Origin of the sequence: Amnimonas aquatica (assembly GCF_002943415.1) — a bacterium.
Lineage (GTDB): Bacteria > Pseudomonadota > Gammaproteobacteria > Pseudomonadales > Moraxellaceae > Perlucidibaca > Perlucidibaca aquatica_A.
In genome coordinates this window covers 1-3,042 of record NZ_PTQZ01000213.1, presented here as the reverse complement: position 1 = coordinate 3,042, position 3,042 = coordinate 1, and the positions used below count along the sequence as shown (strand labels likewise).

Annotated in this window: 2 protein-coding genes; both read left to right on the top strand. The window is 62.3% G+C overall.

Going from position 1 to position 3,042, the window contains the following annotated elements; genetic code table 11:
• Positions 1–66 precede the first annotated feature (66 nt).
• Positions 67–2,538 (top strand): DNA topoisomerase (ATP-hydrolyzing) subunit B, encoded by a 2,472-nt coding sequence (gene gyrB, locus C5O18_RS08020; protein WP_105192998.1) that lies wholly within the window; start codon positions 67–69, stop codon positions 2,536–2,538.
• A 69-nt stretch (positions 2,539–2,607) separates the two neighbouring features.
• Positions 2,608–3,042 (top strand): tRNA-dihydrouridine synthase (locus C5O18_RS08015; RefSeq protein WP_206389801.1); only part of this gene is annotated, 435 nt, incomplete at its 3' end.

The following is a 3,042-nucleotide window of genomic DNA, read 5'->3' as shown; positions in this document are numbered from 1 at the left end:
TTGTTTCACGTGGAACATGGCTGTATCAGGCCCTCGTCGGACTGACAGGACCAGGAGAAGAAAAAGATGTCTGAAGCATACGATGCATCCAGCATTCAGCAGCTCGAAGGGCTGGAAGCCGTACGAAAGCGTCCGGGCATGTACATCGGCGACACGTCCGATGGTACCGGCCTGCACCATCTGGTGTTCGAAGTCGTGGACAACTCCATCGACGAGGCGCTGGCCGGGCATTGCGACGATATCCGGGTCACGATTCATCCTGACAACTCCATCAGTGTCTCCGACAACGGTCGCGGCATTCCGCCCGGCGTGAAGATGGATGACAAGCACGAGCCCAAGCGCAGCGCAGCCGAGATCGCTCTCACCGGCCTGCACGCCGGTGGCAAGTTCAACCAGAACAGCTACAAGGTCTCTGGCGGTCTGCATGGCGTCGGTGTCAGCTGCGTCAACGCACTCAGCAAATTCCTGCGTCTGACCGTGCGCCGTGATGGCAAGGTGCATGTGCTGGAGTTCAGCAAGGGCGCCGTGCTCAGCCGCGAAATCATCGATGTCGACGGCGTGCCGACCTCGCCCATGAAGGTGACCGGCAGCACCGACAAGCGCGGCACGGAAGTGACGTTCCTGCCCGACACCGAGATCTTTGTCGAGAACAACGACTTCCACTACGACATCCTGGCCAAGCGCCTGCGCGAGCTGTCGTTCCTGAATTCCGGCGTGCGCATCGTGCTGCAGGACGAGCGCAGCGGCCAGGAGGAAGTGTTCGAGTACGAAGGCGGCCTGGCGGCGTTCGTCAGCTACCTGAACGTGAACAAGACGCCGCTAAGCAGCGTGTTCCACTTCATCGTGCCGCAGACCGAGAATCCGCACGGCATCGGCGTGGAAGTGGCCCTGCAGTGGAACGACAGCTACCAGGAAGGCGTCTACTGCTTCACCAACAACATTCCGCAGCGCGATGGCGGCACGCATCTGCAGGGCTTCCGCACTGCCCTCACCCGCACGCTTAACAACTACATGGAAAAGGAAGGTCTGCTCAAGAAAGAGAAGATCGCCACCAGCGGCGAGGACATGCGTGAAGGCCTGACCGCGATCGTGTCGGTCAAGGTGCCGGATCCGAAGTTCTCCAGTCAGACCAAGGACAAGCTGGTGTCTTCCGAGGTGACCAATGTGGTCGCCACCATCATGAGCGAGAAGTTCGAGGAATACCTGCTGGAGAATCCGGCCGCCGGCAAGACCATCGTCGGCAAGATCCTCGACGCCGCGCGTGCCCGCGAGGCAGCGCGCAAGGCGCGTGAAATGACCCGCCGCAAGGGTGCGCTGGACATCGCCGGCCTGCCCGGCAAGCTGGCCGACTGCCAGGAGAAGGATCCGGCGCTGTCGGAGCTCTACCTGGTGGAGGGTGACTCCGCAGGCGGTTCGGCCAAGCAGGGGCGCAATCGCAAGATGCAGGCCATCCTGCCGCTCAAGGGCAAGATCCTCAACGTGGAGAAGGCGCGCTTCGACAAGATGCTCTCCTCCGCGGAGGTCGGCACGCTGATCACCGCGCTGGGCTGCGGCATCGGTCGTGACGAGTACAACCCGGACAAGCTGCGCTACCACAAGATCATCATCATGACCGACGCCGACGTCGACGGTTCGCACATCCGCACGCTGCTGCTGACGTTCTTCTTCCGCCAGATGCCGGAGCTGATCGACCGTGGCTACATCTACATCGCGCAGCCGCCGCTGTACAAGGTGAAGAAGGGCAAGCAGGAGCAGTACCTGAAGGATGATGATGCCATGGAGGTCTTCCTGACCTCGGTGGCGCTGGATGGCGCCGAGCTTCGGGTGAATCCTGAAGCGCCGTCGGTCTCCGGCCTCGCGCTGGAAGGTCTGATCAACCAGTACCGCGATTTCCTCGCCTTGCAGGAGAGATTCAGCCGTCGTTATCCGCCGATCCTGCTCGAGCAGCTGCTGACTCAGCCCACGCTGGCCGTGGATGCGCTGGTTGATCGTGGCCAGGTGTCGGCATGGGGAGAGACGCTGCAGCAGGCGCTGGAGCAGGCTGCGGATCCCAGCCAGCGCTTCCTGGTGCAGGTGGTGGAAGACCCGGAGAACGCGCGCAATCTGGTGCAGATCGAGCTGATGTCGCACGGCGTGCCCTACACCTATCGCCTGGGTCACGACTTCTTCGCGTCCGGCGAATACCGTCAGGTTGACGCGCTGGCGCGTGCGCTGGACGGTCTGATCGAGCGTGGCGCGGTGGTGCGTCGCGGCGAGCGCGAATCCAGGGTCGACAATTTCAAACAGGCCTATCAGTGGCTGATGCAGGAGTCTCGTCGAGGCCTGAACATCCAGCGCTACAAGGGCCTGGGTGAAATGAATCCGGAGCAGCTCTGGGAAACCACCATGGATCCGGAAACGCGCCGCATGCTGCGGGTCAGCGTCGAGGATGCCATCGGTGCCGACCTGATGTTCACCACGCTCATGGGCGATGCCGTTGAACCCCGTCGGGAGTTCATCGAGAACAACGCCCTGCTGGTCGCCAATCTCGACATCTGAGTCGATAGAACCACCCTCATGTTCCACGTGGAACATGAGGGTGGTCATCTAAATCCTGTTCCCGCACGCATGACAGCCTTCGTACTGGCGCCCATGGAAGGACTCACCGATGTCCACATGCGCCACGTTCTCACCCGAATCAGCCCCTACGACTGGTGTGTCAGCGAGTTCCTGCGCATCACGGACCAGCTGCATCCGCGCAGCAGCCTGAAGCATCACTGTCCGGAAATGGAGCATGGCTGGCGCACGGTCAGCGGCACGCCCGTGCATCTGCAGCTGCTTGGCAGCGATCCCGTCTGCATGGCGGAGAACGCGGCGCAGGCGGCCGCGCTCGGCGCGCCCGCCATCGATCTCAATTTCGGCTGTCCGGCGAAAACGGTGAATCGACATCGTGGCGGTGCCGCTCTGCTGCAGGAGGCCGAGCTCATCCACGGCATTGTTTCCGCGGTGCGTCAGGCCGTGCCGGCGACGGTGCCGGTCAGTGCCAAGATCCGTCTCGGCATC